This is a genomic window from Streptomyces sp. NPDC059455, assembly GCF_042750115.1.
Taxonomy (GTDB): domain Bacteria; phylum Actinomycetota; class Actinomycetes; order Streptomycetales; family Streptomycetaceae; genus Streptomyces; species Streptomyces endocoffeicus.
Map to the genome: position 1 here is coordinate 1 of NZ_JBHYVB010000319.1, position 6,928 is coordinate 6,928.

5 protein-coding genes and 1 pseudogene are annotated in these 6,928 nt (G+C 65.9%); 3 read left to right on the forward strand and 3 right to left on the reverse strand.

The genetic code is table 11. The annotated features are described in order from the left end of the window. Positions 1–158 precede the first annotated feature (158 nt). From acs to ACFXB5_RS50710, 3 genes are all read right to left on the reverse strand, one after another. Positions 159–2,114, reverse strand: coding sequence for an acetate--CoA ligase (acs, locus tag ACFXB5_RS50700; protein ID WP_385222142.1), 1,956 nt, complete (start codon positions 2,112–2,114; stop codon positions 159–161). A gap of 542 nt (positions 2,115–2,656) precedes the next feature. Next, the gene (locus ACFXB5_RS50705) at positions 2,657–3,046 is read right to left on the reverse strand and encodes a VOC family protein (protein WP_385222144.1); all 390 of its coding nucleotides are present in this window, start codon (positions 3,044–3,046) and stop codon (positions 2,657–2,659) included. Further along, positions 3,043–3,543 (reverse strand): flavin reductase family protein, encoded by a 501-nt coding sequence (locus ACFXB5_RS50710; RefSeq protein WP_385222147.1) that lies wholly within the window; start codon positions 3,541–3,543, stop codon positions 3,043–3,045. Before ACFXB5_RS50710 ends, ACFXB5_RS50705 begins: the two co-directional genes overlap by 4 nt. Positions 3,544–3,972: 429 nt before the next feature. On the opposite strand from ACFXB5_RS50710, the gene ACFXB5_RS50715 reads away from it, so the two are divergent. The 3 genes and pseudogenes from ACFXB5_RS50715 to ltrA all read left to right on the forward strand — a co-directional run. Then, complete coding sequence (locus ACFXB5_RS50715; protein ID WP_385222150.1) at positions 3,973–4,260, forward strand: transposase; 288 nt, start codon at positions 3,973–3,975, stop codon at positions 4,258–4,260. Positions 4,261–4,318: 58 nt separating this feature from the next. Further along, positions 4,319–4,950: pseudogene (locus ACFXB5_RS50720) on the forward strand (transposase domain-containing protein); the annotation flags it as partial. A gap of 692 nt (positions 4,951–5,642) precedes the next feature. Continuing rightward, positions 5,643–6,928: group II intron reverse transcriptase/maturase (gene ltrA, locus ACFXB5_RS50725; RefSeq protein WP_385222152.1), on the forward strand; the 1,286-nt coding region annotated here is incomplete at its 3' end.

The following is a 6,928-nucleotide window of genomic DNA, read 5'->3' on the forward strand; positions in this document are numbered from 1 at the left end:
CGGACCTCATCGGAGACGCTCATATCACAACAACGAGCCGCATCACGCGAAGCAACACCTTGATTCCCTGCGAGCCCTTATATCGGCGGGCTCCGCCATACACGTTCGCGGAGGACACCTGGCGCGGTCGCCGGGTGCCCTCCGGACGCGTTCCTCGCTCAGTCTTCGCTCGGCGCCGCCGGGAGCTTCGCCTGGATGAGGTCCATGACGGTCGAGTCGGTCAGCGTGGTGACATCACCGAGCTGGCGGTTCTCGGCGACGTCCCGCAGCAGCCGGCGCATGATCTTGCCGGAGCGGGTCTTCGGCAGCTCGGCCAGCGGCAGGATCCGCTTCGGCTTGGCGATCGGGCCGAGGGTGGCGCCGACGTGGTTGCGCAGGTCGGCGACCAGGTCTTCTGTCTCGGCAGCCGTACTGCGCAGGATCACGAAGGCGACGATCGCCTGCCCGGTCGTTTCGTCCGTTGCGCCGACGACGGCCGCCTCGGCGACCGAAGGGTGGGACGCCAGCGCCGACTCCACCTCCGTGGTGGAGATATTGTGCCCAGACACCACCATGACGTCGTCGACCCGGCCCAGCAGCCAGATGTCCCCGTCGTCATCCTTCTTCGCCCCGTCACCGGCGAAGTACTTGCCCTCGAACCGCGACCAGTACGTGTCCAGGAACCGCTGGTCGTCGCCCCAGATGGTGCGCAGCATCGACGGCCACGGCTCGGTCAGCACAAGGTAGCCGCCATCACCGTCGGGCACCTCGTTGCCTTTGTCGTCGACGACGGTCGCGGAAATGCCGGGCAGCGGGTTCTGCGCGGAGCCGGGCTTGGTCTCGGTGACGCCCGGCAGCGGCGAGATCATCATTGCGCCGGTTTCGGTCTGCCACCAGGTGTCGAGGACCGGGGTGCGGTCGGCGCCGATGTTCTTGCGGTACCAGATCCACGCCTCGGGGTTGATCGGCTCACCTGCGGAACCCAGCAACCGCAGGCTGCCGAGGTCGAACTTCGCGGGGATGTCGTCGCCCCACTTCATGAACGTACGGATCGCGGTCGGCGCCGTGTACAGGATCGTCACGCCGTACTTCTGCACGATCTCCCAGAACCGGCCCTGGTGCGGTGCGTCCGGCGTGCCCTCGTACATGACCTGCGTCGCGGCGTTCGCCAGCGGCCCGTACACGCCATACGAGTGCCCGGTCACCCAGCCGACGTCGGCGGTGCACCAGTAGACGTCCGTCTCCGGCTTGAGGTCGAAGACGGAGTGGTGGGTATATGCGGTCTGGGTGAGGTAGCCGCCGGACGTGTGCAGGATGCCCTTCGGCTTACCCGTCGTCCCGGACGTGTACAGGATGAACAGCGGGTGCTCCGCCTCGAACGCCTCAGGCGTGTGCGCGGCGCTCTGCCGCTCGACGATCTCGTGCCACCACACGTCGCGGCTGTCGTCCCAGGCCACGTCCTGACCGGTGCGCCGGACGACGAGTACATGCTCGACGTTCTCCACACGCGCCACCGCGTCGTCCACGGCCGGCTTGAGCGCAGTCGGCTTGCCGCGTCGGTAGCCGCCGTCGGAAGTGATGACGACCTTGGCGTCCGCGTCCTGGATCCGGGTGGCGATAGCATCCGCCGAGAAGCCGCCGAAGACGACGGAGTGCGCCGCGCCGATACGCGCGCAGGCCAGCATCGCGACCGCCGTCTCCGGGATCATCGGCATGTAGACCGCGACCCGGTCGCCCTTCTGGACACCCAGCTCCAGCAGGGCGTTGGCGGCCTTGCAGACCTCGTCCTTGAGCTCGGCGTAGGTGATCGCGCGGCTGTCGCCGGGCTCGCCCTCGAAGTGCATGGCGACCCGGTCGCCGTGTCCGGCCTCCACATGCCGGTCCACGCAGTTGTACGCGACGTTGAGCTCGCCGTCCTTGAACCACTTCGCGAACGGCGGGTTCGACCAGTCCAGCGTCTCGGTAGGCTCTTTGGCCCAGGTCAGCCGGCGGGCCTGCTCGGCCCAGAAGCCGAGCCTGTCAGCCTTGGCCTGTTCATACGCCTCCGCGGTGACGTTGGCGCCTGCGGCCAGGTCGGCGGGGGGTGCGAACCTGCGCTCTTCCTTGAGTTTGGCGATTGACGGATGCTCGTTCACTTTATGGCTCTCCCGACATGCAGACAACAATTGTCCCGTATGACTAGGCCAACTTGCCCTCCCGTAATGAGGGAGGGTGTTCGGCCTCTAGTAGGGCGTGATCTTCTTGCTGCTTGGGGCAGCGCGTATCCGCGCAAGCCCGGAGTTGAATCGATAGTTCCTAGCCGTGGCCGCGGACCCGACCCAACTTTCTGCCCTATACGCTTCACGCGATTTTGTTCCGTTGTGCCTCGACGAGGTGAGAGTTCCGAGCCATCCGAGAAAGAGTGCCGCTGGCGTGGAAAACAATCCTGCGTTGTAATAGGGGTACCAGTTGAGGTCCAGTGTCGGCCATAGCGAACTCTCAGTCCCTGAGACGACCGGTGAGCCAATCGTGAACAGGAGACACAGTGCCAGCCCTCCATAGACCGACCAGAGAAGCCCTCTGCGATTGAACCTCGGCCAGAAGAAGGTGTAGATCAGCGCAGGGAAGATGCATGAGGACGAAATGCTGAGCGCGTCGGGCTTCGCACGTTCGGGCCCCCGGGACCGGAACTGACCGCCTACCGCGGCCCGTAGATCACCACGGTGTTGCCCCATGGGTCTCGAGCCACGGCCCGAACCTCGTGGGGGCCCTGCTCCGGTTCCCGAACAATGGCCCCGCCGCCCTGGACGAGGGCGCCGAGCGCGGAGTTCACATTGGGAACCTTGAATGATGCGGCGGGCATGCCGCCCGTAACGTCCTCGGTCGGGCCGGCCAGGGCCAAGGTTGTGCCGCCAGCGTCGAGGGCGGCGTAGCGGTCGCCATCAACGAACTTCATAGCGAGTCCGAACGTTTCGATGTAGAAGCGCATAGCGGCGTCGACGTCGGCTACCGGGCGCAGCACGTTCCCGATCTTCACGGGATCATTCACCGGACCGAGCGGAGGGTCGCACTGCCCGGTGTACTTCATGTAGCACTCTCCCCAAGGCGGAGGAAGTCGCCCTTGCACCATGTCACCGGCTCGCCGCTGCCTATCTGTGCGTCGTGGACCCGGCCGATAAGAATTACGTGGTCTCCGCCGGGCACAGCCTGCTCCAGCTCGCAGCGGATGACCGCTGCTGCGTCGGGCAGGGCCGGGTAGCCGCCCTCGTCAGACTCGAAGGTTCCGTGGGCGAACTTGTCCGCGCCCTTCGTGGCGAACTTCTTCGCCAACTTCGCATGTGCGGGCGTAACGATGTTCACGACGAACTGCTCAGCCGCTATGAAGGCAGCGAAGCAGTCCGCTCCCTGGTCCGGACACACGAGAACAAGCGGCGGGTCCAGCGACAACGCCGCGAAGGAGCTCGCGGTGAATACGTGCAACGTGCCCCCGGCACTGCGAGTCGTCACGATTGTCACGCCTGAGGGGAAGCGGGACAGCGCCGAGCGGAAGGCAGCTGCGTCCACCCCTTGCAGTTGCTCAGTCATTCCACACCTCGCGGGCAGCTTGGGAGGCAGGGGCGTTGCAGGTGTTCACGAGGATGAAGCCCATACCGACCTACCCTTCCGTCGAATGTTATTCGGCAATAACGTATGAGGTGGCCAGAGCGAGGTCAAGGCCCGAGAGTGAGGCCAGATTCGTTAGTGGTCAGTAACCAACTGAAGGGTCCGCTCCTCTCTGTGACGCGCGCAGGGCGCGAGGAGTGGCGGACAATCTGCGTTAACACGTCGATATCGATCAAGGCAAGGGAGATGTCGCTCCACGTGGGCGGGTTGAGTGGCTGTTGTCATTCCGATCTTGAGGGGTGCGCGTCGAACAGGAGTCTCGATCGGGTGATCGCAGCTGGCCGCGGGCATGAAGGCAGGGCCTCTTGGTAGCTCGGGGTTGCGAAGCCAACCGAGATCCAGGAGACCCTGTTGCCGCAGTTCTACGTGCTCGCGCCGGTGGAGCTCAACTCGGCTGCACTGTCGTGTGATTGTGTCGCCCACCAGTTCGGAAACGCAGCCGATCGGCTAGAACGTGTTCGGCGGTATCCGTCGGACATGACGGACGCGGAATGGGAGACGGTCCGGCCGCTGCTGCGGGTGCCGGCCTGGCTGCGCGGCCGGGGTGGACAGCCGGAGGGGTACTGCCACCGCGTGATGCTGGACCAATGCCACGAAGTTAAGGCTCAGTTGACGGTGTCAAGTGCGACCGCGACGTGAGACGGGCCTCTGCTATCCAGGGGATCGACCAAGATCTTCCTGAGAGAGCAGAGGCCCTGTGACACAGTCTGTCACGTACAGAATCGATGACGTGTTCGCGCCCGGACACGTCGGTGAATTGACGCAGGTCATCCCGACCGAGCTGGTGGATGCGGTGCTGGAGGAGACCGGGACGCGCGAGCGCCGGCTGCGCAGTCTCCCCTCGCGCGTCGGGGTGTACTTGGTGCTCGCGCTCGGGTTGTTCGAGTACCTGGGTGCCGGGCTGGTGTGGGGAAAACTAGTGGCCGGACTGGCCGCCGCGGTGCCGCAGACGTCGGAGAGGGCCCTTCGCGATCTGCGTCGGAGGATCGGAGTGGTCCCGTTCCAGCGGCTGTTCGAGGTGCTGGCGGGCCCGTTGGCCCAGCCATCCACCCCCGGAGTGCGCTACCGCCGCTGGCGGACGGTCGCCTTCGACGGCAGTTGCTGATCCGTGCCACCAGCACCCGGCGTCCACCGGTGCTCGCGCTGCTGCCCGACGGCTCCTACCTCACCCGGATCGGGGGCGTCCGACTGAGGGTGATCGAGGCCGAGATCCGCTCCCGTACCGCCGACGGCGACGACTTCGGCGGAACCTATCGTCTGCTCACCACGCTGAGCGACCACCGCACCGACCCAGCAGACCGCCTGGTCGGTCTCTATCACGAGCGCTGGGGCGCGACACGAAGTCGCACGAGATTGAGTGAATTACCTGAAGGAGGACGACAGTTGCTGTCGACAGGATAGTTCCGGGCCAGTGCTCAGGGCCCGTCCCCACTCTGGCATGCGTCGCCGGTAACGGCGGGGTGTGAAGCCCGGAGGAGAAGCCCAAGGGCCCCTGTTCCATCCGGGAGCCACAGGCAAGGGGAAGACCGGACGGGTGAACGCGAGTGAACCCCTGATGATGCTTCGTGATCGTGGGCCCCGCCGATGGATTGCTCCAGCGGGGTGCAGGACTGGTCGCTGAGAAGCGGCAGGCGCCGGCTGAGGACCCAACGTCAGCCGGGAGAGCATCGCCGTCCCGGAGTTTAGGGGGCACCCACCCCGGTCGTATCTCACTCGTGTGGAACGTGGAAACCCCACTGGGGTCCGGACACGTAAGTGTCCGGTCAGCCGACCGTGAGGAAGGCCCAACTCCCCAGCGGGCACAGGATGGCCCAAGAAGCCAACGCCGGTCGCCGAAAGGCAACGGGAAACCGGGGCAGATGACCAGCATCTCCGCTGGCCGCTCCGCATAACCGGCCGGATACGGGCTCTGCCCGGACCCGAAAGGGTGCTGACGTGGGTCAGGTGGGCCTGTGAGGACTCGATGGCCATCAACGCTGGAACCGAAGGGCAAGTTGGACACCGTGGCGACAACATCTTCCGTGACGGACACCGTCCAGGACGACAGTGCCGTCACGGCGAACGGACCTGAGGACGACTTCACCGACTGGCAGTCGATCGACTGGCAGGGCGCGGAGGACGAAGTACGGCGGCTGAGGCAGCGGATCTTCACGGCATCACAGGCAGGGGACCTCAAGAAGGTCCGCAATCTCCAGAAACTGATGCTCCGCTCCCGCTCCAATACGCTGGTGAGCGTGCGGCGGGTGACGGAGATCAACGCTGGCCGCAAGACGGCAGGGATCGACGGCCGGGTTGTCCTGCTGCCCCAGGGGAAGGCCGAACTGGCCGACTGGATGCAGCGCCGGGCAGCTCCGTGGAGGCCCTTGCCCGTCAAGCGGGTCTATATCCCCAAGGCCAACGGCCGTCAGCGCGGCCTCGGAATTCCTGTGATCATCGACCGGTGTCTTCAAGCCGTGACGCTGAACGCGCTGGAACCCGAGTGGGAGGCACGGTTCGAGCCGAGATCCTACGGATTTCGTCCCGGCCGTGGCTGCCATGACGCGATCGGAGCGATCTTCCTGGCTGCCAAGGGCAAGAGCCCGAAGCGCCAGTGGGTCCTTGACGCGGACCTGGCAGCGGCGTTCGACCGCATCGACCATGACCGCCTCATGGCCTCCATCGGACAGTTCCCCGCCCGGGGACTGGTCGAGCAGTGGCTCAAGGCGGGAGTACTCGACCGCGGCGCCTTCGCCCCGACCGAGGAGGGGGTTCCGCAAGGCGGGATCATCTCCCCGGCGCTGATGAACGTGGCCTTGCACGGGATGGAAGAGGCTGCCGGAGTCCGCTACCGGCTCACCGGCCCACGGGCCGGTGAACTGGCAGTGGGCTCACCGACCCTGATCAGGTACGCCGACGACCTGGTGGTGCTTTGTCACAGTTATGACGAGGCTCAGCAGGTCAAGGAGCGGCTAGCCCGGTGGCTCAGGCCCCGGGGTCTGGCCTTCAACGAGGACAAGACGCGCATTGCGCACCTCGATGAGGGCTGCGATTTCCTGGGCTTCACCGTCCGCCGGTACCACGGCATGCTGCTGATCAAGCCGAGCAAAGCATCCGTGCGACGGATCCGGGCACGGCTCACCACCGAAGTGCTGGCCCTTCGAGGACAGAACGCGGCGGCGGTGATCGCCAAGCTCAACCCGATCATCCGGGGCTGGGCTGCCTACTTTCGGGGAGTGGTGGGGGGGGCGGGGGGTTTCACCGGGGGGGGCCACCCCCGGGGGGGGGGGGTGGAAATTTGGCCGGCGCCCCCCCCCCCCACACCCAACCC

Excerpts from the sequence above, each read along its gene's own strand:
- ACFXB5_RS50705 (WP_385222144.1), bottom strand. The coding sequence starts at position 3,046 with ATGAAGTACACCGGGCAGTGCGACCCTCCGCTCGGTCCGGTGAATGAT.
- ACFXB5_RS50710 (WP_385222147.1), bottom strand. The coding sequence starts at position 3,543 with ATGACTGAGCAACTGCAAGGGGTGGACGCAGCTGCCTTCCGCTCGGCG.